Genomic DNA, 23,078 nt, shown 5'->3' on the forward strand with positions numbered 1-23,078 from the left:
AAGATTTATTTTTCCTTATGGCGCTTGTCCAGTTCGTTATAAACATCCTGCCAGTTAACGCCTTCCTTGTACATAAGGACGCTCATAAAGTAAAGAAGGTCAGCTGCTTCCCAGATAACATCATCTTTTGTTTCTGCTTCATCTGTAAGTTCTTCTGCTTCTTCCATTACCTTTTCACGAACCCTCTTGTCGTTAAGGGTTGCTGTATAACTTCCAGGTTTTGGATTTGCAAAGCGTTCTGAAATTGTTCCGTAAAGACGTTCCAGTGTTGAACGTTCATCAGGGTCACTGCCAAAGCATGACCAGCTTCCTGTGTGGCAGGCTCCTCCATGAGGAATAACTGTTGCAAGAACTGTATCCCTGTCACAGTCAGCACGGAGTTTTACAACTTCAAGGAAGTGTCCTGAAGTTTCTCCCTTAGTCCAGAGACAGTTGCGGCTGCGGCTAAAGAAGGTGAGCTTGTTTGTATCAAAAGTTTTTTCAAAAGCTTCTTTGTTTGCATAGCCCATCATCATTACCTGAGAGCTTCTTGCATCCTGGGCAATAACAGGAATCATACCCTTTTCTTTTTCAAAGTCCAGGCAGCTGATAAATGAATCTTTAAGACTTACAGCTCCTGTGTAAAGGGCCATTCCCAGCTGAACGTCACAGCCCATTTTTTCTAACTGTGTAATCTGTTCAAGAGAGTTAACTCCACCTGCAGCAACTACACGGCAGCTTACGGCATCACGAAGGGCCTTAACCTGTTCCATGTCTGTTCCCTGCATGCAGCCTTCTTTTTCTACACAGGTAAAGAGAAGTTCCGATGCATATTTCTGAGCTTCTTTTGCTCCTTCAATCAGGCTTATGTTAACAGTTTCTTTCCATCCCTTTACTGCAATTTTTCCGTTAATTGCATCAACAGAAATGATTACCCTCTGTTTTCCGATTGCAGCACAAAGTTCTTCAAGGAAAGAAACATTAAGTACAGGATCTGAATCATTTTTGCGGTCAGCGTTCCATGCAGCTGAACCAATGATTACTTTTTCTGCACCAAGAGAGATAAGCTGACGTGCTTTTTTTACGTCACGGATACCTCCTCCTACACGAACATTACCTTTATGAAGAAGAGATTTTAAAAGCTTTGTATTTGGAGTGTTACCTTTTTCGTCTGTGTTACGCATTGCAGCATCAAGGTCGATAATTGCAACTTCTCCATATTTGTTGAAGTCATTGATAAGTGCATCTGCATCATCACGCTGAAGCACCAGATCTTTTCCATTTTTAAGCTGGACAACGTGTCCGTCTTTCATATCAATTGAAGCGATAACCATAATACCGTAATTTTACAGAAAAAAACGTGATTTGAAAAGTAAATGTCATTACTGACTGATAAGTTTGCAGGATTATAGCATTCTGAACCTGATTCGGAATCTTTGCATTTTATATAGCTCAGATGCTGAATCAAGTTCATCGTGATTATATTTTTTTATTCTGTTAATTCAGTTTCCATGAATATCCGGCACCAAGCTGAAGTGCTCTGAATGTTGCAATGTCACTATCGTCATCCCGAACCGGGAAAAGTCCTAAATTGTAACGGCCGTCAAGTACGATGTGTCCCGGACCTACACTTACAAGAGCTTCAACGCCAAACAGCAGGCTTGAAAGGGAAATGGAGTCTACAGAGCCGCTGTCGCTTTGAGTAGTACCGCTAACTGTAACTTCTGAATCACAGTCTCCCAGAATGTATCCTGCCTGGATTCCTACAAACGGAGTAAGGGCAACTGTATTCTGTGCCAGAAGGAAGTCATAGCCGAAAAGGGCTGCGAAGTTAAGGGTGTTGCAGCTGAATGTCATTTCAACGCCGTCTCCTTCAAATCCCACGACATTGTGTGCAAAACCGAATTCACCCTGAAGTACAATGTTGTTGGAGAATGTATTCTTAATAAGAAGAGTTACTCCTCCGCCGACTTCAGTTGTCGGATCTAAATTAACTCCAAAGGATTTGTAAACATCCTTTATGTCGCTGCCAAGTTCTGAGCCGACGCTGAAAGAAAGGTCTCCCCTTACGCCGATTGTAGAAATCCTTTCTGCTGTAACTGAACTTACAGCCAGAGCCATTCCCAATGCTAATGCAATAAATTTTTTCATACTCATCTCCTTAAAATAAACTTATATATGAAAAATTGTATACGGCTGTAAGAAGTTCTGTCAAGAAAATAATAATCTGCAGCGGGAATGGTTATATTGCGTTTCAAATTGAAGAAGTTGCCTAAAAAAGGTAGAATGTGCCCTATGTCTCTTGTGAGCCTTAAGAACGTAAACTATAAATATCCTCAGTGCCAGACTCCTGCCCTTAAGGACATCAGTATAGAAATTAATAAGGGTGAATATATTGCCCTGGCAGGATTAAATGGCTCCGGTAAATCAACACTGGCAAGGCTTATTGCAGGTTTTATTCAGCCTGAATCAGGAGATTTTACTGTAGAAAAAAATACTCTTCCGGGAATTGTTTTTCAGCAGCCAAAAGAACAGATTGTTGCAGGCATAGTAGAAAGGGATACCGCTTTTGGTCCCCAGAACCTTAATATGTCAAAGGCAGAGATTGAACTTCGTACTATTGAATGTCTGACTGTTGTGGGAATTGCAGATAAGGCTATGAACAGGACCTTTGAACTTTCTTTAGGACAGACTCAGCGTCTTGCATTCAGCGGCATCCTTGCACTTTTTCCATCCCTTCTTATTCTTGATGAAGTTACAGCCATGCTGGATCCTAAAGCCAGGGAAGAGCTGGTGGAATTTATAAGGCAGTGGAATGCAAAGGGACATACTGTAATTCACGTAACCCATGATGAAGATGAAGTTTTAGCTGCAGGCAGGGTTATTGTTCTTGATAAGGGACGTAAAATCTTTGACGGCAGCAGTGAGGAATTTAAAAAGGCAGCTCCTGTTAAAGATATGCTTTTTGACAGCGGTGACCAGTGCCTTCCTTCTTCAAAAATAAATTTACAGGAGAGGGAAACAAGCCTTAAAGTAGAAAACCTTTCTTTTTCTTATGAGGGGTATGAGGTTTTTAAAAATCTTTCCTTTGAATTAAAGAAGGGCTCTCTTGTGGCATTAACAGGTCCTTCCGGCTGCGGTAAATCAACTTTATTTGAATGTCTTGCCGGTCTTAAAAAAGCAGACAGTGGCAGTATAAAAGGAAGCTGTATTCCGGCCCTTGCATTACAGGAAAGTGAAGCTGCTTTATTTGAACGTTATGCAGCAGATGATGTAGCCTTTGGCGCAATTAATGAAGGCTTTAAAGGTAAGGAACTTGTAAGAAGGGTAAAGTCATCCATGGAACTTGCCGGCCTTAATTACAAGGAATATGGCAACCGCTCTTCCTTTAATCTTAGCGGTGGAGAAAAAAGAAAGCTTTCTATTGCAGGTATTATTGCCCTTAACAGGGATATACTTATTTTTGATGAACCTACTTCTGCCCTGGACGGAGTTTCAAGAAAGACAGTTTTAAGAACCTTAAGGCAGCTGGCTGATGAAGGAAAAACAGTTCTTTTTAGTACCCACAGAATGGAAGAAGCAGCTGCAGCAGACTGCCACATTTTATGGAAGGATTTAATTGCGACAAAGGCAGATGATAAAGCCGGTCTAGAAGCTAAAGAAGACGTAAAAACAGGCACTCAGTTAAAAAATATAGAGGCTGCATCCAATTCCCTGATATTGAATTCAATTCAAAAACTTACGGGAGTTCTGACTGCTCCTGCAAAAGTTCCATCTTCCCTTTTATCTGATAAACCGGCCTGGCTTAAGACTTTAATATTCCTCTTTTTATTTACAGCATCCCTTGCAGTTCAGTCTGTAAGTCTTTGTGCCATAATGCTGGGGCTGAATTTTATTTATGCCCTCTGTTCTTCTTTTTCTTTAAAGAAAGTATTTACTGCTTTAAGAAAGCTTCTTCCCTTTATACTTTTTTTCCTTTTACTGGAATTTATTTTTTATCCGGTAAGTAAAGGGGACTCAGAAATATTCAGATGGAAATTCATTGTTATTTCTGAATACAAAATCCTTCTTTCCGTAAAGACTTTAATCAGGGCTTTATGTTCTGTTACCTGTGTTGCTGTTTTTATAAGCTCTACCAGTGAGAGGGAAATTCTTGACGGACTTTCCGGAGTACTTCTGCCTCTGGCTAAGGCAGGAGTGCCTGTCAGGTATCTGGTTTTAGTAACCGGAATAATCTTCAGGTTTATGCCTCTGCTTCTTGACGAACTGTCGGCTATTATTAAGACTCAGATAGTCAGGGGTGCTTTTTCTCATGCAAAGGGACTAAAAAAGTTAAAGATTCTTATTCCTCTTTTTGTTCCTCTTATGCTGCAGACTTTCAGAAAGGCTCAGTTTCTGGCAGATGCTCTTACGGCAAGGTATTTTAAGTAATTATTTAAGGGGTTAGTTTTGATTTTAAGTTTCTTTTCCATTCTGCTTACAGTATTTATTGCAGAGATGGGGGATAAAACTCAGCTTTTACTTGTGGCTCTTTCTTCCAGATATAAGTTAAGGGATATTGTTGCGGGAACAGCTGCTGCAATTCTGGTTTTAAATGCCCTGGCTGTTGCCCTCGGTTCTGTTGCCGGAAACCTGATTCCTTTATGGATAGTAAAGCTTACGGCCGGTCTTGTATTTTTATTATTTGCCCTTTCTTCCTTTAAAGAAGATGATGATGAAGAAGAAGAGTCTGGTGTAAAAAAATCAGGTCTGGCAATAGCTGCTGTTTTTTTTAGTTTTTTTATTGCAGAGTTTGGAGATAAAACTCAGCTTGCAGCCTTTACTTTTGGTGCCAGTGAAGGACTTTCTGTCTGCATTCCTGTATGGCTTGCCTGTTCTGCCGGTCTCTTTTTAGCAGATATGCTTGGCCTTGCCCTTTGTATTTTCCTTAAGAAAAAAGTTTCTTTATTCTTTATACATGTTCTTGCAGCCCTGCTTTTTGCCTTTTTTGGCTTTAATTCCCTTTACAGAGGCCTGGTACTTTGTCCTTACGGTCTTCCTGTGTGGAAAATATTGGCAGCTGCTGTTATAGTATTTGTACTGCTTTTTGCAGTATCTGTTTTCAGGAGAAAATCATGCAGATGAAATGGCTTGTCCTTGGTATTGCAGCAGTGATGTATTTGCTTGCAGTTGTTTTTAAGAAAAAGAGAATTTATTTTTCAAGTTTTGCAGCTTTTCTTATTATCATTCTGGGTATGATTTTTCCGGGGCAGATATTTGCCCTTCCTAAGGACCTGCTGGCTATGAATGATATTGCATCCATGAGGCTTTATGCTCCTGCCTATAGTCTGGGTACGGCAATTCCATATAATCTTATGATGATTATAGCAGGACTTATGATTATTAATGCCCTTATGGTTTATTCCAGGATTCCGGAAAAGGCTGCCAGCCTGCTGCTTTCTATTGTAAAGCTTCCTTCCCTTTCCTTAACAATGCTTTTTATTTTTACTGCAATTCTTTCTGCCTTTATGGGACCTGTTGCCGCAATGACAGTCAGCCTGCCGGTAATTCTTTCTTTAAGTAATCAGCTTAAGTTTAATCCTGCTTTCTTTTTATTGTCCCTTGGAGCAGTTTGTATGATGGAAGCTTCTGCTTTTTACTTTGCTTCTCCAGCTTCATTTATTTTTGCAGACAGTACAGCTTTTTCCCTGGGAAATTTCTTTATTTATTCCGGTAAGATTTCCCTTTTCTTTATAGCTCAGCTCTCCCTTCTTGTTACATCCATTTTCTTCTTCATTTATTTTTCAAGAAAGCTTAAGGGCTCTTACTTTATTGCAAGGGTAAAGATTGTAAGTATTGTTCCCCTTATTCTTTACGCTGCTGTTATTGCAGTACTTATATTCTGTTCCCTTACAACTCTAAGATTTGAATGTACTTCCGGTAGTGCCGTTTTAGGAATTGCTCTGGCAGGTCTTTTGTGGTTTTTCCTCTTTGAGAAAAAGACACTTTCCGAAGTTCTGACCTTCTTAAAGGAAATGGACTGGGATATGTTTGTTTATATTGGCGGCGTTTTTGTTATTGCAGGTGCCCTTAAAAAATCCGGCGTTTATAATGATCTGGCAGGTTTTTTACTTACAGCCTGTGGAAGTTCAAGGATTTGCATTTACTTAGTTGTATTTTTTGTATCCCTTCTTGCAGGGGCTTTTTTAGAGGGAATACCTTTTATAATCATGCTGCTTCCTGTAATAAAAATAGCAGCTGCTTCCTATGCATTTAAATCCGGCCTTCTTTCTGCTGCAATGCTGGCAGGACTTTGTTGTGGTGCTTCCCTTACTCCATTTTCTTCTGTTTCTGGTCAGTACGCCCTGGGACTTTTAAAAAGGGAATCTTATGAGATAAAAAGTCTGGACTGGATAAAGAATGTTCTTCCTGCAGGCATAATAGCAGCTGCATCTTATGGAACATTACTCTGGTTTTTGTGGAAATAACTTAATTAAATACTGATAGATACAACAGCTCCGGCTTCCGGCATTATTCCGGCAAGTCCGTAGCTGCCTGTCTGAGCCTGGGCTGCTGCGGCAATTTCGCTTTGAATCTGCTGCTGGTACTGCTTTATAAGGGCATCCTTCTGTTCATCATTCATTCCCCCTATTTCTTCTTTTGTAAAGGAAGGGGTTTTCTTCATGTTTACAAGCTGGTTGATAAGGGTATTAAGAATGCTTACACGACTAACAGGAACGCCTCTCTGTCCTGGATCTGCTGCAATTCCGTGAACATAATCAAACTGAGAATAAATAACGGCACCAGGGCTGACCGGAACATTAAGAATTCCCCCGGAAGTATTGAAAAGAGATTTATAAGTTGATGCGTTTAAATTAATACCGTTACTAAACATAAGCGTATCCTCGTCATATTTAGTATCGGTATTATTTGTATTCTTATTAAGAAGTTTTTTATCAATAGAACTGTTTGTTCCAGTTTTCTATTCTTGTTTTAAGGGAATCAGGCTGTTTTTTAGAATCTGTAGTTACACATTCTTCCAGATAAGGGAGAATAATTTTTTCTTTTATACTGTTCCATCTGTAAGGAAGAATATCCGGCACTACCAGATTTTTTTCTCCAGGGAGACTTCCAAGAAGCTGGCGGTAATAAACAGGGTAGTAATTTTCGTTAGTAGCCTTTATTGAAGAAAAACCATTTGCAAGACCAAAGGTTGTTGTATCAAGCTTCATGGAAAGCTTTCTTTCTATAAGGTGCTTTTGTGTTTTTTCGTTAAGAAGCCAGCTGATAAATACTTCTGCTTCGTTAGTGTGGCGGGTAGCTTTGTAAAGTCCAATGGAGACAATGTCATCTTCAATAGGAATCTTGCCTTCTGCAGCAAGCCACCTGAAGTTAATGCCTTCACTCTGGCTTTCATCAAGCTTAAAGAATTCATTGCTCTTGATTGAGGCAAAAAGACTTCTTCCTGTACTGATCTGGCGGTGCTTAGGCATAAAAAGATATCTGAACTGAAAGTTTTTTTCGGTTGTAGTATCAGTGTTAAAAGTTGTAGTCCAGTTTTTCATTTGGTCTATGGTTTTGTTTACAGCCTTTTCATTCCAGATAAAGCTTCTGCCTCTTTCTGCGTAGGCGGCTCCGTTAAGCTTTGTTGCTTCGTAAAGGAAGGTGCTGTCCCATCCTGGAGCATAACCCATGGCTGTGTAAGTTCCGCTGTCATTCTTTTTGTTGAATTCAGAAGAAATCTTTTCCATGTGCTCAAGGGTAAGGAGGTGTTCATCCTGAAGAAGATATTCATTTGCAGATGAATAGATAACCATAGGAAGGTTAAAGCTAAAAGGAATAAGGTACTGCTTGTCGTCAATAGTGCCGTACTCCAGAATCTGAGGATAAAAATCATCTTTATTTAGAAGGCCGGACTTAAACATAAAGTCCAGGGAAGCGAAGTGCTTTCTTATAGAAGAATTCATAAGCCAGCTGGCAATAACAATATCCGGCTGGAGTTCGTCAGCTGCAGGGGGAAGGGCTGCTGCAGCTTTTTCCTTGTAAACGATTACAACTTTTGAATTATTATGACTGGCATTAAAATCTTCAGCAAAAGAGGCAAGGTCAGCTGTGTCAGTCCATACAACGAGATAATTTCTTTTATTCTGGCTGCAGCTTATAAAAGAAAAAAGTGCAGCCAGAAGGAAGAAAAACTTAAGCTTTTGCAAGTTCTTCTGCAGTGTCATAAATTGCCTGGTAAACAATATCAATCTTTTCTTCATCCAGACTTGAGAATGCCACGCGAAGGGTATGTGCGTCAATGGATATTGTTCCGATTCCCTTGTCTTTAAGAAGCTTCTGTCTTAAAACTTCTGCATCTATTGTATCAAGGTGGAATGCCATAAAGTAACCTGAGTTAAATGGAAGAGGTTTAATAAAGTCACTTTTATGAGAAGCCAGGAATTTCTTTACAAGCTTGTATCTGTTTTCAAGAACCTTGCGGAATTCAATTTTTTCTGCCTGAATGTTTCCTTCTTTGTATGCCTTAAGAACCATAGACTGTGGTGGAGTAGAAGCGCAGGAAACAGAAGAACGGATTGCAGCCATAAGTTTTTTAACAAGAGCATCATAGTGAGCATCAGAAAGACCTTTGCAGCCAAAAGTAATAAAGCCGCAGCGGAATCCCCATGCAAAGTCTTCTTTTGTAGGTCCGTCTATTTTTGCAGCAAGAACGTTTTCGTGAAGGTCACAAAGTTCTGCAAAAAGGGACTGTGGATATATGTCGTTTTCGTAGTTAAGTCCAAAGTATGCGTCGTCGCACCATACCATAACTTTTGTACCCTTTTCTGCCAGTTCCTTAACAATAGCGATAATACGGGCAGCTTCTTCCTTTACAGGGGAATAACCTGAAGGATTCTGAGGGAAGTTAAGGATTACCCTTACTGAACCGCCTGCAGCTTCTTTTTTAAGGCATTCTTCAAGACCGTCAACGTTGAATTTTCCGTCCTTAAAGATAGGGAACTGTGTAAAAGGTGCGTTTCTTCTTGCACTGGCAATAAGAACGTAGTTGTCCCAGGATGGATCTGCTGCAATAAGTCCCTTTCCTTCATCAAGGAAGAGGTCTGCAAGGTAAGAGATACCTGCTGTAAGACCTGGTACAAGTACAGGAAGTGAGAATGATTTTCCATCAAGACCAGGATTTTTTCTGATCATTTCCTCTTTCCAGAGAGCACGAAGATCAGGATTTCCTGCAGTTGGTGCATAAGCAACAAGTTCGCCGCTCTGAAGTTCAGGTGAGTATTTGCGAACAGAAGGAAGAATTGCAGGCTTACCGTTAATTACGGTCATGCCGATAGTTCCGTTGGCAACTTTACCAAGTTTTTTGGCCTCGCCGCTCTGGGCTATAATTCCTTTAGGAAAGTAAAGGCGCTGTCCTAAATCAGAAAGCAGTTCTCCAGGTGTTGTGCCTGCAAGAAGGTCATTTAATTCTTGTGCTAATGGATTAATCATAATGGGGGAATTATAGTAACTTATGTAATTTTTATCAATTAAATTAGGGTAAAATTGCATATTTATACAATAAATCCAGTATTTTTTTATAAACAAATGAATATAAAAACTCGACTTATAAAGATTAAACTGTTAATATGAAAATAGTAGTATTTTATTTTAGGGGGAAAAGTGATGAAAAGAATAATGGCATTGCTTGCAGCTGCATTTGTTTTAATGTTTACAGGCTGTCAGAAACAGGATCTTATCGTAGGTTTTGTTCAGGCCGGACACGAATCAGCATGGCGTATTGCAAACACAGATTCTTTCAAAGAAACTTTTGACGAAAACAGCGGATACGTTCTTGATATGTATGACTGTAACGGAAGCCGCGAACTTCAGATAGAAGCAATACGTAAGCTTCTTGATGACGGAATTGATTATCTTGTAATAGCTCCTGTAGTAGAAGATGGATGGGAAGAAGTTCTCCGTGAAGCAAAGGAAGCAGATGTTCCTGTAATCCTGGTAGACAGACAGATCAGTGCAGATTCAAACTTCTATGACTGCTGGGTAGGAAGCTACTTTGTAGGAGAAGGTCGTAATGCAATTAACTGGCTTGAAAATTATATTTCAGGTCAGGAAAGAACTAAGAAATACCTGAACATTGTAAACATTCAGGGAACAATGGGTTCTTCTGCCCAGAAGGGACGTACACAGGGTCTTGATGAAGGTCTCCGTGCCCATTCAGACTGGAAGCTTGTAGGCCGTGATACTGCTAACTTTAGTGAATCAGAAGGCTACAATGTAATGAAGAGAATTATTGATTCCATTGGTATTGAACTGATTGACGTTGTATATGCAGAAAATGATGACATGGCAATTGGTGCTGTAGATGCTATTCGTGAAGCAGGTAGGGAACCAGGAAAAGATGTTATTGTAATTTCCTTTGATGCCGGAAGACGTGCCCTTAATCTTGTAAAGGAAGGTACCATTAACTGTGCAGTTGAATGTAATCCTCTCCATGGTCCACTTGTAAAGGATATTATTGACAGAAAAGAAAAAGGCTTTGATCCGGAAAAGATTATGAACGTAAAGGAAAGTCTTTTTGACATTAATAACGTAGATGAAGTTCTTGAAAGCCGTACATACTAAGGCTTAAGAAATACTGTCTTTTATATAAAGAAACCGGTTACCTGAATAATGAATGTTCATGGCAGCCGGTTTTTTTTATGGAGAAAAAGAATTTAAAAATAAAAAAGCCCGCCACATAAGGCAGGCCTGCTAGATCGTTTCCAGAAACTACTCTGTCAAAATCTTAATGATTTCAGCTTTGTCCTGTGTGTTCAGAATCTGAGCACGCTTGTCAGCTGATTTGAAGAGAAGGCTTACTTCAGCAAGGAACTGAAGGTGAGGACCGGTCTTGTTTACTGGTGACAAGGTCATGATGAAGATGCGGCATGGTTCCTGGTCAAGGCTGTCGAAATCAACAGGATTGTCAGAAATACCGATGCATGCAACAAGATCAGAAACTGCATCTGTTTTTCCGTGAGGAATAGCGATACCGTGTTTCATACCTGTAGACATTTTGCGCTCTCTGTCGAGTACAACTTCTTTAGCAGAAGCTTTATCTGTGACCTTTCCTGCTTTTACGAGGATGTCGAGCAATTCGTCGATAATCTCTTCTTTTGTAGTTCCCTTGAGGTGGAGTTCTACTGTTTCTGGTGTTAATACTGTTCTTAAGTCCATGGTTTTATTCTATGTTCGCCATAAATATTTGTCAAGAAAAATAAAGGCTCCCATTCTTAGATTTTTCGTAAAAAATTACACTTTAATGCAATAAAAAGCAATCTTTATCAATAAATGTAATCTTTACCTATATTCCAAAGGCTGCCTTAACCTGTTTAATAAAATAGTCTCCTCTTTTTTGCAGGACACTGTCTTTTTGTGAAACTCCGGATTCCCAGAGGGATTTATTATAACCCCAGCGTTCTGCCCGGTTTTCCATATAAGGTTCTGCTTCTTTTTTAAAGCTTTCAAGAAGGACTGAAGCATTGTCATAAGAAAAAGCTTCTTCTATATATTGTGCTCTTTCAAGAAGCCTTTTTTTAAATTTCTGATTTTTTGCAGGCTGAGAAAGAATAATGTGTTCGCAAAGGGGCAGGTACCATTTTGTCTGTCCGTTAAGGCTGTGGTTAAGGCGTTCATTCCCCAGGTAATAATCAAAATAGCTTTTTTTACCGGAAGTCCAGTTGCTGTCTGCCAGTTTTGCATCGGCTGTTGCAGAAGAAAAGCCTACGTCCAGATCATGGAGTACAAAGCGCCACCTGCAGTCTCCGTAAGTATTGCCTTCTTCTATTTCTGCACTACGCCACATCCTGAGGTTGTTAAACATAAAGTCCCAGTTTCCGGCATAACCTTCAACAAGAATCAGGTCTATCAGGGAATCTATGTCTACAAGTTTACAGAAGTCTTCGTAAACGGAATCCTGAGTAAAGTCTTTGTAATTTTCTGAATCCTGATCATAAAGAGTCTGACTTGCCCAGTCATAGCCTAATGCCAGGTAAAGTTCTTCAAGGGCTGCAAGGTTAAGGTTCTGGTCACCATCCTTTACAGAAAAATGGTATCTGGCGTAAGAAGTTTCTGCCGTATCTCCATTCCAGGGTCTGTCTACGTAAAGGATGTTGTCGTCATTAATGCCGTAGTTGTATTCAAAATAATCGGCGTTGTAGTGTTCCCTTATCATGTAAAAGCCCCAGTATTCCCCGTTAAGATAGAGGATGCAGGGCCTGTATGCTGCTGTTCCTACATTAAGGCCTGCATTGTAGGCAAGCTGCTGTATAAAGGCATCTGTAAACATTGCCCCGTAAAGGTCATTGCCCCCTACATGAAGCCTGAGTCTTTTTATCTGGCCTTCTACAGGGAGTTTTGTTCCGCAGCCCTTTCTGGAATTAAAGATATTCACTTTAGGAGCCTTGTTTTTATTACCATCCTGGTCTTTTTTAAAGTTAAGGTTGATTGTTCTTACAGGGTAGTAGCGGGTCCAGTTGCCGCCTCTTTTCATCTGGCTGCTTAAAGAAAAGAATTCATTTTTTGAATAGTCAAAGTATTCAAGCCAGGCCCGGTATTTTTCATCACTTCCTGTGGCAGGGTCGGTGTTGTAAAGGCCGCCATCTCCGTCTTCTCCTATCCAGCTTTCTGGAGGAGCGGTAAGGCAGATTACAGGAATTTTTGGCCTGCTGTTTATAATAAAGCTGCCTCTTTTTTTAGCTACAGTCTGGCCTTCCTGATTTACTTCAATAAAGGAAAGGGTATGCCCCCTGTCTATGTAGGAATAGCCTGAATACCCCTGCCAGGCTTTAACTGCAGGGGTAAGTACATAGCCGGAGGTCTGGTTTTTAAGGCTTGTAACTGAATATTTTGTTCCTGAAAATTGTGGGGATGCAGCAGAAGCTTCACTGCCGTCTTTTGTATAGAAGATAGTGTTATTTGAATCTTCCGGGGTAACTGTCAGCGAAAACTTTAAAGTATAAATGCCCGGATCATGGGAAAAACTTAAGGCAGAAGAGCTTTGGACTTTTGAATCAGCCTGACTTTTACAGGAAAAGAGGGAGGCTGTTATAAAAACTGTTACCAGTGGAAATAAAGATTTGCGGTACTTTTTCATTGGCTTAAGTATTCCCTAAGGGCTGGAAGGAGGGACTGGGCTCTTTTGCGGCCTTCTTCGTAGACCCGTCTCAGTTCCTTTTCGTCTTTACAGGTTCTGCTTATTCCCAGGGATTGTTCAGGGCAGATAACAAAGGCTTTACCCTGGTCCCTGGCTTTAAATACGTATTCAGTCTGGGCATTGTACATAAGGGGCCTGTTAATAATGGTTTTAACAAGTTCCGGGTATTTTCTTAAGGCAATCTTCATTACTGAAGAAAGTTTTGAAGGCTTTTTGCGGTAAGATTCAGCCTGGGTTAATACAACTACATTTTTTGTACAGCCGGCACCTTCTGAAAACTTAAGGGGAATGGAATCAGATATTCCACCGTCAAGAAGCAGGGTTCCCTCTGCCTTAACCGGGGTAGAAACTAAAGGCATGGATGCAGAGGCCCTCATAAGTTCAAGTTCATCATAATTACAGGTAGAAAGCTTGTGGTAGCGGGGTGTGCCCTTAATAATATCCGTAGTAACTGCAAAGAATTCCATGGGATTATTCCTGAAGCTTTCAAAATCAAAGGGGTCCAGTTTTTCCGGCAGGGTGTGGTAGCAGAATTCAGCATTAAAAAGATTTCCTGTTTTTATAAGGGATGTAATGCTTGAATAGCGCTTGTCATGAGCAAAATTAATGTTGTAGCGTAAAGCCCTTCCTATCTGTCTGGACTTAAAGTTACATCCAAAGGCTGCCCCTGCAGATACTCCTGTCGTCATGTCAAAAGTAATTCCTTCTTCAAGAAATACATCCAGAACACCGCTTGTAAAAAGTCCTCTCATGGCTCCGCCTTCAAGAACGAGACCTGTTTTCATAATATTCTTCCTCTTCCTTAAAAATAGAAGAAGAATAACATTTTGTAAACAAGAAAGTCCTATGTAAAAAACTGTATAAAATAGAAAATAAATATTGAATGAAATTTTTTTAGGGATTAGAATCTAAGAAAAGGTTTTCATAACACTTACGGGGGATTTATGACTAAAGAAAAAATCATCGAAGAGATTTCCGGTGGAAAAGCAGTTTTAGGAATTGAATTTGGTTCAACAAGAATTAAGGCTGTTCTTATTAACAGCGAACATGAACCTGTTGCAGGCGGTGCTTTTGACTGGGAAAATTCACTTGTAGACGGCATCTGGACCTATTCACTCGATGAAATTCATAATGGAATTACAACAGCTTTTGCTGAAATGAAAAAAGACGTGGCAGAAAAGTACGGCGTTAAGCTTACAAAACTTGCTGCCCTTGGTATCAGTGCCATGATGCACGGATATCTTGCCTTTGATTCAAATGACAAGCTTCTTGTTCCATTCAGAACATGGCGTAACACAATTACTGGAGAAGCTTCAAAGGCCCTTACAGAGCTCTTTAACTATCCTATTCCTGAGCGCTGGAGTATTGCCCATCTTTATCAGGCAATTCTTAACAATGAAGCTCATGTTAAGGATGTTTCTTTCTTTACAACTCTTGCAGGTTATGTTCACTGGATCCTTACAGGAAAAAAGGTTCTTGGTACAGGTGATGCTTCGGGCATGTTCCCTATTGATGATAAGACAGGTTCTTTTAATAAAAACATGATTGCTCAGTTTGACAATCTTGTTGCAGATAAGAATTTTGGATGGAAGCTTGAAAACATTCTTCCTGAAGTTCTTCCTGCAGGAAAAGAAGCCGGAACCCTTACTGCAGAAGGTGCTGCATGGCTTGACCGTGACGGTACTCTTGAAGCTGGCTGCCTGCTTGCTCCTCCTGAAGGTGATGCAGGTACCGGTATGGCTGCTACTAATTCAGTTGCTGCCCGCACTGGTAACGTAAGTGCCGGAACTTCAATCTTCAGCATGGTTGTTCTGGAAAAGCCTCTTGCAAAAACTTATCTTGGCCTTATTGATGTTGTAACAACTCCTGACGGAAAACCTGTTGCCATGGTTCACGGAAACAACTGTACCGGTGAATATGACAAGTGGATTAAAATGTTTGGAGAAGCTGCTGCCCTTTTAGGTGCAAAATTTGACAAGGGTGCCCTTTATGATGCCATGCTTATGGCTGCACTTAAGGGAGACAAGGACTGCGGCGGATGTGTTCCTTACAATTATATTTCCGGAGAAAGCATTACCGGCTTTAATGAAGGACGTCCTCTTTTTGTACGTACTCAGAATGCCAGCCTTAACCTTGCAAACTTTATGAGAAGCCAGCTCTTTACAGCTCTCGCTGCCTTAAGGGTAGGAATGGATGTACTTTTTGATGAAAAAGTTCCTCTTGAACGTCTTACATGCCATGGCGGTTACTTTAAGACAGAAGGTGTAGGACTTCCATTTATGGCTGCTGCAATGCACACACCTGTAAGTGCCATGTCTACTGCCGGAGAAGGTGGTCCATGGGGAATGGCTGTTCTTGCTGCATACACAATTAACGGTAAGGGTGAATCTTTAAGCAGCTATCTTGAATCAAAGGTATTTGCTTCTGCTAAGGTAGAAACAGTTAAACCTGATGCTGCAGATGTAGAAGGATTTAATGTATTCCTTGAAAACTACAAGAAGGGCCTTGCTGCAGAAAGAGCTGCCGTAGAAAACCTTTAGTTCTGCTTATTTTATGAATTTTATTTATCAGGGAGATAATTATGTCAAAATATCAGTCTTTAAAAGATGAAGCTTTTGAAGCAAACATGCAGATTCCAGCCCAGCACCTTGCTTTGTATACCTGGGGAAATGTAAGTGCATTTGACCCGGATCTGGGCGTATTTGCCATTAAACCAAGCGGAGTTCCATATCCTGAACTTACAGCTGACAGTATGGTTGTAGTAGACCTTGAAGGAAAGGTTGTGGAAGGTTCTTTAAGGCCTTCTTCTGATACTCCTACACATGCAGTTCTTTACAAGGAATTTGCAGTTGCAGACAAGGCTAAAATCAGGGGAATCATTCATACTCATTCAACTTTTGCCGTTTCATGGGCTCAGGCTCTTAAGCCGGTACCTCTTTTTGGAACTACTCATGCTGATCATATTCAGACAGAAGTTCCATGTACACCTTATCTTTCCAGGGAAGCTGTAGAAAATGACTATGAAAAAGAAACAGGAAACCTTATTGTAAGCCATTTCCGTTCCCTTAAGCTTAATCCTGATGAAGTAAACATGGTTCTTGTTGGCGGACACGGACCTTTCTGCTGGGGTGCAAATGCTGCTAAATCCGTTTACAATGCAGCTGTTCTTGAAGAAGTAAGCCACATGGCTATGAACACCCTTGCAATTAATCCTAAGGCAGATCCATTGCCTGATTATATCATTCAGAAGCATTACTTAAGAAAGCACGGTCCTAATGCATATTACGGACAGTCTAAGTAAGTCTTTTAAGGCTGAATGAATATACCCCGGAGGCTGGGGCTTTTCTGATACAGTTATACCTGTAAGCAGAAAGGCTGAGTGCACCGGGGTATTTTTTTTGGGAATCCTTTATATAGGAAATAAATTACATGCTTTTTTTAAAGAGGGAGTCTACTTCTTCCTGAGTAACGCGGCAGTTTGTTATGTCAGCAAGGGATGTTTTTCCTGCACGGGCTGTGTTTTTCTTTATATTGTTTCTTATCTTGCTGCAAAAATCAGTAACAAGCCCAGAAGTCTTTTTTTCTTCGGCATGAGCCATAAAGAGCTTGTCCAGATCACTTTGAGAAAGGGAAATTCCTGCATCTGCCATAGGGGCCTCCAGTAAGGTCAGCATTTTTTAATTGCTAATTTTATATAATTGTAAGGCATAAGTCATTATAAAACAAAGAAATTTTTTCATAATGGAGAATTTAGCTGTAGAAGAAAAAATAAATTTGACAAATTTAAATCAACACGTGTAAAATAAACGTGTTGATTTAAAATAAGGTGTATAGGAGGTTGGTATGAGTAAAAGGTTCATATTTGTATCAGTAGTTTTTCTTGCTGCTCTTGTATGGCTTTCCATGCCTGAGTTTAAGGAAAAAGATGATGGTAAGACAACAATAACTGTCTGGGAGTCTTTAGGTGGTCCTGATGTCTTTATAAAGCAAGCCGGAGAAGCTTATTCCCGTTTGCATCCGGATGTAAAGATTAAGTTTGTAAACGTAGAACTTGGAGATGCAGTAAGCCAGGTTGCCCTGGATGCTCCTGCTGGAGTAGGGCCTGATATTTTTGCAGCTCCTCACGACAAACTTGGTGAACTTTATAATATGGGCCTTGTATTTGCAGTAGAAAACCCTGATGAAGTTAAGGCAGCTGTTCTTGACAGTTGTTCAAAGGCTGTTTCATATAAGGGTACTATGTACGGTTATCCTGTCAGTGCAGAAACCTATGCTCTTTTCTATAATAAGGATTATATTTCAGAAGAAGAAATTCCTCTTAAATGGAGCGGACTTGTAAACTGGTGCCGTGACTTTAATGCAAAAAATCCTGGTAAATACGGTTTTATGATGGATGTAGGTCAGGGTTATTATACCATCACCTTTGCATCTAAAAACGGTAACAGGCTTTTTGGTAAGGACGGAACTGATTCAGAACATACTAACCTTAATAATACTGATGCTGTCCTGGGAATGTCCTTCTTTCAGGGGATGAGAAAAGCTATGCTGGATGTGCCTTCTGCTGACTTAAGTACTGCTACCTGTGACGATTCCTTCCGTTCCGGAAAAGTTGCCATGTATATTACCGGTCTCTGGAACGTAAAGTCTTTTGAAGAAGCCGGTATTAATTTTGGTGTAGCTGCTCTTCCTGCCTTACCTGGTGAAGATACTCCTTCTCCTTCTTTTAGTGGTACCCGTGCCATGTATGTAAGTGCTTTCTCCAATCACGAAAAGATTGCTGCAGATTTTGCAAAATTCCTTATCAGTCCGGAAATGCAGAAACTCAGGTTTGAAATTACCGGAGCCCTTCCTGCAATTGATGTTACTGTAGAAAGTCCTTATATTGCCGGCTTCCTTAAGCAGCTGGACTATTCTTTCCCGATGCCTTCCATAGACAGAATGTCTTCTTTCTGGGCTTCTATGGATAGTGCTTCCAAGAATATATGGGAGGGGGCAGATGTTCAGACAGAACTTAATGCCTGTGACCATATCATTATGAGTAACTGATTTAAGAATTTTATGGAGGAAAAGATGACTTTGGCTTTAGACGGAAGTTCAGGAAAGAAAATCAGGAAAACAGCCCTGTGCTTTATGGGACTTTCACATCTTATTCATTTAAAGGAATATTTAAAGGGTGTAATTTTTGCTTTAATAGAAGTGGGCTTTATTGCCTGCATTCCATTTATTGCAGGAAAAATCAGGGATCTTATTACATTAGGTTCTCCTCATCCGGAACTTGCAGCCCGCTATCGTGATAATTCAACTTACATGCTTATAGACGGCATTCTTGTTCTTGCCCTTATTGGTATTTTTGCTGCCCTTTATGTAATTTCAGTAAGAAGTGCAGAAAAATCTTACGGCGTTTACTGCAGGACAGGCAGGTATGCTTCCCAGAAGATTTCAGAAAGCCTGAATAATGCCTTTCCTATAGCAGGACTTGCTCCCTGTGTAGTAATGCTTTTAGTTTTTGTTGTTGTACCTTTAGTATTCAGTATTGCAGTTGCCTTTACAAACTATAGTTCTCCTTATCACCTTACACCTGCAAAGACAATTGACTGGGTTGGGGCAGACAACTTTATCAGCCTTATTTTTGGGGGAACAGGATGGTCTGCAGGATTTGCCCGTGTTGCAATATGGACAATCATCTGGGCCGTTCTTTCTACATTTACCTGCTATTTTGGAGGCCTTATTGTTGCCATTTCCCTTCAGGAAAGCGGAATCAGGTTCTCTTCTGTATTCAGATTCATTTTTATCCTTCCTTATGCTGTTCCTTCTGTAATAACCATGCTTGTATGGAAGAACATGCTTAACGGAACTTTTGGAACTATAAACAGAACCCTGTGGGCTCTGGGAATTGTAAAGCACGGAACTGTAATTCCATGGCTGGGAGATGCAACCATTGCTCAGATTATGTGTATCGTTGTAAACCTCTGGGCCGGTTTTGGTTACTTTATGATGCTTTCTATGGGTACAATGACTGCCATTCCTAAAGATTTGTATGAAGCTGCCCGTATGGACGGTGCAAACAGTAATCAGGTAATGAGGCATGTAACCCTTCCTCTGGTACTTTTCCAGACAATGCCTCTTATCATTATGAGCTTTACCCATAACATCAATAACTTCGGAATCATTTACTTCCTTACAGGTGGTGATCCTACTGTTGCTGATACAACAACTACCCGTGCAGGTGGTACGGATATTCTTGTTACATGGATTTATAAACTCACTATGAATCTTATGCGTTATGACTTTGCTTCGGTAATAGCTGTTCTTATCTTTGTTGTACTTGCTCCGTTTGCAATCTATCAGTTTAAGAATACCAAAGCTTATAAAGAAGGAGAGCTGTAATGACACGTGCAGGTTCTATCGTTAATAAGACGATTATTTATGTTGTATTTGTTTTGATTTCAATAGCAGTATTTTATCCTCTGGTTTATGTAGTAGCCGGAGCATTTGCACCTGGTTCAGGTATTTCTGATATGAGTATTGTTCCTTTTACCAGGGAATATACAGAAAAAAGTGAAGATGATTCAGCTGCCAGTCTGGATAAAGTTGTAGAAAATTATCGCGGTACAGGAAACATTCTTCCTCTGGTACTGGTTTCTGAACTTAAGGGCCAGGAAATCCTTGGAGTTAATATTACTGTAGAAGGGGCTGCTGCCGGTGAATGGTATACAGCTGTTGCAGGCCAGGAATGGAAAAACGAAATCCGCCTTGCTGCAGAAAGTGATCCAGAGACTTCTTCTATTGTATACAAGGGTTCTACTACTGATGGAGAATTCATTAAGGCTTATATTTCTGATGGTCTTGGACTTGCTGCCAATGCAGATGCTGCTCCTTCTAAGGTTTCGGTTTCTTTTGACATTAAAAAAACTGGTCCTGCTCCAAAAACTCATTTTACTACAAAGGGTGCCTTTACATTAAAGCACTTTAAGTATCTTTTTACTCAGACTCAGTACTGGCTCTGGTTTAAAAATACCCTTGTAATTTCTTTGTGGACAGCCTTGCTTACAGTAATTATTTCTTCCATAAGCGCTTATGTATTCTCCCGCTTCCATTTTGTATTTAAGAAGACCCTTATGATGAGCCTTCTTGTCCTTCAGATTTTCCCTTCCTTTGTAGGTATGATTGCAATTTATGTAATCCTTAACCGTATTGGGGGGCTGGATACTCTCTGGGGACTGGTGCTTGTTTATGTAGCAGGAAACATTCCTTACAACACCTGGATGGTAAAGAGCTACATGGATACTGTAAGCCGTAACCTTGATGAAGCTGCCCGTATTGACGGTGCAAGCCACTTTAGAATTTACAGTACGATTATTCTTCCGGTAACAAAACCTATTATTACTTTCCTGGCTATTTCCAGCTTTACAGGACCATGGATGGACTTTATCTTCCCTAAAATGGTTCTCCGCAGTCCGGAAAAACAGACTCTGGCTATAGGACTCTTTAGCTTTGTATCTGATAAAAAACAGGAATTTACTACATTTGCTGCCGGCTCCCTGATAATTTCCATTCCATTCATTATATTCTTCCTCCTGACACAGAAGAGCATGATGGTTTCCATGGGTTCCGGGGCTGTAAAGGAATAATTAAAAATATAGGGCTGTCCTCCCAGGGATGTGTTTTCTTAGGGGGGCAGCTTTGTAAAAAAAAAGGAATTTTTATGACATCTTATTCATTTGACAACAAAAGCCTTTTCAGGGACAACAAACGCTGGTTCCCTGTAATGGGAGAGATTCACTATTCACGCTATCCTGAAGCATACTGGAAGGAAGCCCTTCTAAAAATGAAGGAGGGTGGAGTAGATATTATAAGTTCTTACGTAATATGGATTCACCATGAAGAAATAGAAAATCAATGGGACTGGACCGGCTGCCGTAATTTAAGAAAGTTTGTTGAACTTATAAAGGAATGCGGCCTTACTATGGTTTTAAGAATCGGGCCATGGGTTCATGCAGAAGTTCGTAACGGGGGATTCCCTGACTGGCTTTTAAAGAAGTGTCCTGATGCAAGAACAAACAGTCCTTCTTATTTTGCAGAAGTAGAAAAGCTTTATAAAAATATTTTTGAACAGGTAAAGGGGCTTTTGCTAAAAGATGGTGGTCCTGTTATTGGTGTTCAGATTGAAAATGAATTTGGTCACTGCGGCGGACTCTGGGGAGAAGACGGAGAACTTCATATGAAGCGTCTTACTCAGATGGCAAAGGACATTGGTTTTGACCTTCCTCTTTATACTGCAACAGGCTGGGGTGGTGCTTTAACAGGAGGTCTTCTTCCTGTAATGGGTGGTTACTGTGAAGCTCCATGGGATCCCCGTGTTACAGAAATTGAACCAAGCGTTAACTACGTCTTTACCTATGAACGTAATGACCACGGAATTGGAAGTGATTATGGTCTTGGAGAAGGAATTACCTTTGACATGAAAAAATTCCCTTATCTTACTGCAGAACTGGGAGGAGGACTTCAGGTTACTTACAAGAGACGTCCTGTTGCCAGAGGTAAGGATATTGGTGGAATGAGCCTTGCAAAAATGGGAAGCGGCTGTAATCTTTTAGGTTACTATATGTATCACGGCGGCTGTAATCCGGAAGGTAAACTTACTACCCTTGAAGAAAACACTTCTACAGGCTCAATTAATGACCTTCCTGTAAAGAATTATGACTTCCGCGCTCCTCTTGGTGAATACGGTAAGAAAAATGACAGCTATGACGAGATAAAGCTCTATTCCCTTTTTGTACATGACTTTGGAGAAGCTTTAGCAGCAACTGATACCTATATTCCTGAAGAAAATCCTGTAGATGCTGATAACCTTACGGATTTAAGGTCTTCATGGAGATATTCAGATTGCAGGACCTGTAATAAAAAGAAGGGTTTTGTTTTTGTAAACAATTTTCAGCGCAGATATGCTATGGCTGATCATAAAAACATTGTCCTTAAAAATAAGGAAGGGGCTGCAGAGTTTAAAGCCCTGGATGTTTATGACGGAGATATGTTCTTTTTGCCATTTAATTTTTCTGTAGGAAAGAATAATCTTGCCTCTGCCCTTGTTACACCTTTGTGTTCTTTGAATAAAAAGGACTATGTATTCTACAGTGCAGCCAGTCCTGCAGGAAAAGGTCCTGTAAAAGAATCTTCCGTTAAGGGAATAAAGGAAGCTGATGGTGACTTGTATTCCTTTGATGTTCTTGAAGATGAATCAGTAAAAATCCTTACCCTGAGCCGTAATGATGCCCTTAAAGCTCATAAAGTAAAGGCTTCTTCCGGTCAGGAGTATATTTTTATAACAGATGCTGCCCTTTATCAGGAAAACTGTAATGGAAAGACCCTGGTTCACTTTGAATCAGAGGGGGATTTTGATGTAAAGATTTACCCTGAGCTTAAGGAAGTGCCTGCCGGTCTTGACTATGTTAAGTCTGAAAATGGCTTTGCTTTATATCGTGGCAGCCCGGCAGCCGGCAGTGGTTTTGGTGTAAAATGTGAAACCCGTCAGGAAGATGGAAAGCTTAAGCTGTCTGTGGTAACAGATGCCTTTGATTCAGAAGATGCTTACATTGAAGTAGATTATACAGGTAACTGCGGCAGACTTTATCAGGATTCAAAGCTTGTGGATGATTCCATTTATATTGGTGATGACTTTCCATGGCGTATATACCTTAAGCGCTTTGGAAAAGAAAGCCACAAATTTGAGCTGGAGATTGATCCTCTTAAGAAAAGCCAGAAAAGCTTAAACTTTATAGAAAAGTGGCCTGACTTTAACAGTGACAGTATCTGCATCGTTCGTTCAGTAAAATGCGGACTGGAGCAGAAAACAAGCATAGAGCTTTAGTTTTTATTCCCGGACAGAAAAAGACAGAAAAAATCCTGACAATTTCTCTGTTAATTT

The 23,078-nt window shown here is 40.3% G+C and carries 19 protein-coding genes; 10 read left to right on the top strand and 9 right to left on the bottom strand.

Features of this window, described 5'->3' with window-relative positions; genetic code table 11:
• Positions 1-5: 5 nt before the first annotated feature.
• Together hisIE and K6D58_RS04045 are read right to left on the bottom strand one after the other, a co-directional pair.
• Positions 6-1,313, bottom strand: a complete 1,308-nt coding sequence (gene hisIE / locus K6D58_RS04040) for a bifunctional phosphoribosyl-AMP cyclohydrolase/phosphoribosyl-ATP diphosphatase HisIE (protein ID WP_296827891.1) — start codon at positions 1,311-1,313, stop codon at positions 6-8.
• Positions 1,314-1,476: 163 nt separating this feature from the next.
• Entirely contained in the window at positions 1,477-2,130 is a 654-nt protein-coding gene (locus K6D58_RS04045) for a porin family protein (protein WP_296827892.1), read from the bottom strand.
• A gap of 144 nt (positions 2,131-2,274) precedes the next feature.
• Here K6D58_RS04045 and K6D58_RS04050 point away from each other — a divergent pair, with 144 nt between their 5' ends.
• From K6D58_RS04050 to K6D58_RS04060, 3 genes are read left to right on the top strand one after another with little or no spacing between them, the layout of a single operon-like run.
• Complete coding sequence (locus K6D58_RS04050) at positions 2,275-4,410, top strand: energy-coupling factor transporter ATPase (protein ID WP_296827894.1); 2,136 nt, start codon at positions 2,275-2,277, stop codon at positions 4,408-4,410.
• 18 nt (positions 4,411-4,428) lie between these two features.
• Positions 4,429-5,103, top strand: coding sequence for a TMEM165/GDT1 family protein (locus K6D58_RS04055; protein WP_296827895.1), 675 nt, complete (start codon positions 4,429-4,431; stop codon positions 5,101-5,103).
• Positions 5,094-6,446, top strand: coding sequence for an ArsB/NhaD family transporter (locus K6D58_RS04060; RefSeq protein ID WP_296827897.1), 1,353 nt, complete (start codon positions 5,094-5,096; stop codon positions 6,444-6,446). The genes K6D58_RS04055 and K6D58_RS04060 overlap by 10 nt, the downstream gene beginning before the upstream one ends.
• 5 nt (positions 6,447-6,451) lie before the next feature.
• Here the strand turns inward: K6D58_RS04060 and K6D58_RS04065 are convergent, their stop codons facing one another.
• The 3 genes from K6D58_RS04065 to K6D58_RS04075 all read right to left on the bottom strand — a co-directional run bounded on the left by K6D58_RS04065 (position 6,452) and on the right by K6D58_RS04075 (position 9,450).
• Entirely contained in the window at positions 6,452-6,853 is a 402-nt protein-coding gene (locus K6D58_RS04065; RefSeq protein WP_296827899.1) for a hypothetical protein, read from the bottom strand.
• 61 nt (positions 6,854-6,914) lie between these two features.
• On the bottom strand, positions 6,915-8,186 hold the full coding sequence (locus K6D58_RS04070) for an extracellular solute-binding protein (protein ID WP_296827900.1): 1,272 nt from the start codon (positions 8,184-8,186) through the stop codon (positions 6,915-6,917).
• A complete protein-coding gene (locus K6D58_RS04075; RefSeq protein ID WP_296827902.1) occupies positions 8,155-9,450 on the bottom strand; it encodes an aminotransferase class I/II-fold pyridoxal phosphate-dependent enzyme in 1,296 nt (431 codons plus the stop codon). The genes K6D58_RS04070 and K6D58_RS04075 overlap by 32 nt, the downstream gene beginning before the upstream one ends.
• A gap of 174 nt (positions 9,451-9,624) precedes the next feature.
• Between K6D58_RS04075 and K6D58_RS04080 the strand changes: the two genes are divergently transcribed.
• Complete coding sequence (locus tag K6D58_RS04080) at positions 9,625-10,581, top strand: ABC transporter substrate-binding protein (protein ID WP_296827904.1); 957 nt, start codon at positions 9,625-9,627, stop codon at positions 10,579-10,581.
• 147 nt (positions 10,582-10,728) lie between these two features.
• On the opposite strand, the gene K6D58_RS04085 is transcribed toward K6D58_RS04080, so the two are convergent.
• The 3 genes from K6D58_RS04085 to K6D58_RS04095 all read right to left on the bottom strand — a co-directional run bounded on the left by K6D58_RS04085 (position 10,729) and on the right by K6D58_RS04095 (position 13,938).
• Positions 10,729-11,175 (bottom strand): PTS sugar transporter subunit IIA, encoded by a 447-nt coding sequence (locus K6D58_RS04085; RefSeq protein WP_296827906.1) that lies wholly within the window; start codon positions 11,173-11,175, stop codon positions 10,729-10,731.
• Positions 11,176-11,302: 127 nt separating this feature from the next.
• Positions 11,303-13,093 carry a CotH kinase family protein gene (locus tag K6D58_RS04090; protein WP_296827908.1) on the bottom strand — a complete coding sequence of 597 codons (1,791 nt, stop codon included), beginning with the start codon at positions 13,091-13,093 and terminating at the stop codon, positions 11,303-11,305.
• Positions 13,090-13,938 carry a patatin-like phospholipase family protein gene (locus tag K6D58_RS04095; protein WP_296827910.1) on the bottom strand — a complete coding sequence of 283 codons (849 nt, stop codon included), beginning with the start codon at positions 13,936-13,938 and terminating at the stop codon, positions 13,090-13,092. The genes K6D58_RS04090 and K6D58_RS04095 overlap by 4 nt, the downstream gene beginning before the upstream one ends.
• Positions 13,939-14,097: 159 nt before the next feature.
• Between K6D58_RS04095 and K6D58_RS04100 the strand changes: the two genes are divergently transcribed.
• Both K6D58_RS04100 and araD read left to right on the top strand, forming a co-directional pair.
• Complete coding sequence (locus K6D58_RS04100; protein WP_296827912.1) at positions 14,098-15,693, top strand: xylulokinase; 1,596 nt, start codon at positions 14,098-14,100, stop codon at positions 15,691-15,693.
• Between the two features lie 41 nt (positions 15,694-15,734).
• Positions 15,735-16,454 (top strand): L-ribulose-5-phosphate 4-epimerase AraD, encoded by a 720-nt coding sequence (gene araD / locus K6D58_RS04105; protein WP_296827913.1) that lies wholly within the window; start codon positions 15,735-15,737, stop codon positions 16,452-16,454.
• A 124-nt stretch (positions 16,455-16,578) separates the two neighbouring features.
• Here the strand turns inward: araD and K6D58_RS04110 are convergent, their stop codons facing one another.
• Entirely contained in the window at positions 16,579-16,803 is a 225-nt protein-coding gene (locus K6D58_RS04110) for a hypothetical protein (RefSeq protein ID WP_296827915.1), read from the bottom strand.
• Positions 16,804-16,996: 193 nt separating this feature from the next.
• Here K6D58_RS04110 and K6D58_RS04115 point away from each other — a divergent pair, with 193 nt between their 5' ends.
• The 4 genes from K6D58_RS04115 (at position 16,997) to K6D58_RS04130 (ending at position 23,021) form a co-directional block, all read left to right on the top strand.
• Entirely contained in the window at positions 16,997-18,199 is a 1,203-nt protein-coding gene (locus tag K6D58_RS04115) for a sugar ABC transporter substrate-binding protein (protein WP_296827917.1), read from the top strand.
• A 24-nt stretch (positions 18,200-18,223) separates the two neighbouring features.
• Complete coding sequence (locus K6D58_RS04120) at positions 18,224-19,540, top strand: carbohydrate ABC transporter permease (RefSeq protein ID WP_296827918.1); 1,317 nt, start codon at positions 18,224-18,226, stop codon at positions 19,538-19,540.
• Positions 19,540-20,784 carry a sugar ABC transporter permease gene (locus tag K6D58_RS04125; protein WP_296827919.1) on the top strand — a complete coding sequence of 415 codons (1,245 nt, stop codon included), beginning with the start codon at positions 19,540-19,542 and terminating at the stop codon, positions 20,782-20,784. The genes K6D58_RS04120 and K6D58_RS04125 overlap by 1 nt, the downstream gene beginning before the upstream one ends.
• A gap of 74 nt (positions 20,785-20,858) precedes the next feature.
• Positions 20,859-23,021 carry a beta-galactosidase gene (locus K6D58_RS04130; RefSeq protein ID WP_296827922.1) on the top strand — a complete coding sequence of 721 codons (2,163 nt, stop codon included), beginning with the start codon at positions 20,859-20,861 and terminating at the stop codon, positions 23,019-23,021.
• Positions 23,022-23,078: the final 57 nt, after the last annotated feature.

This window comes from Treponema sp., from assembly GCF_024696245.1.
Classification (GTDB): Bacteria; Spirochaetota; Spirochaetia; order Treponematales; family Treponemataceae; genus Treponema_D.